The organism is Spirosoma luteolum, from assembly GCF_054778875.1.
The window spans coordinates 1-615 of sequence record NZ_BAAGZE010000009.1 but is presented as its reverse complement, the minus strand read 5'-3'; the positions used below and the strand labels follow the sequence as shown (position 1 = coordinate 615).

Sequence of the window (615 nt, the reverse complement as noted above, 5' to 3'; positions counted from 1 at the left end):
GGTGCCCGTGTACCGGGGCGTAAACGTCAGCTGGCGTTCGTGCGTGCTGAGCACCTGACAACTGGCTTCGGTTATGCCGGCAAAGCCAAACGGGGCGGTCGAAGGCGGGTTGACGGTCAGCGTAAAACTGCTGGTGGCTGTCAGGCCGTGGCCATCGCTAGCCTGTATCGTCACGGAATAGACCCCAGCCACGGCAGGCGTACCGTTTATGACGTTCGCTGTAAATGATAAACCGGCCGGAAGCCCGCTGGCGGTCAGCGAGAGCGGATCTCCGTTGGGGTCGTCGAACGTGTTGGCCGGGATTAGAAAGTTGAAGGGGCTCCCTGCCGTTGCTGCCAGGCTGGGAATGGGATTGACGAGCACAGGCGCCACATTATCGGGGGTGTTGCCCGTTGAGCAGACTGCCTGCCAGTGGTAGGCATAGGTGGCCTCGGCTCCCGACTGGCTGGCTTTCAGGTAGATGACGGGGTTGTCGGTATAGAGCTTGAGGCTAACGGGCTGGGCCACAAGGCTGGTGGTGGGCAGCGTTTCGTTGACGATCTGGAAGGTAATGGGCTGGCCATCGGTGCCCGTGTACCGGGGCGTAAACGTCAGCTGGCGTTCGTGCGTGCTGAG

General features: G+C 61.6%; 1 protein-coding gene. It reads right to left on the bottom strand.

Annotated features, from left to right (window positions below):
* The coding region (locus ACYVAC_RS16165; protein WP_461098791.1) for a putative Ig domain-containing protein at positions 1 to 615 on the bottom strand (615 nt) is incomplete at both ends.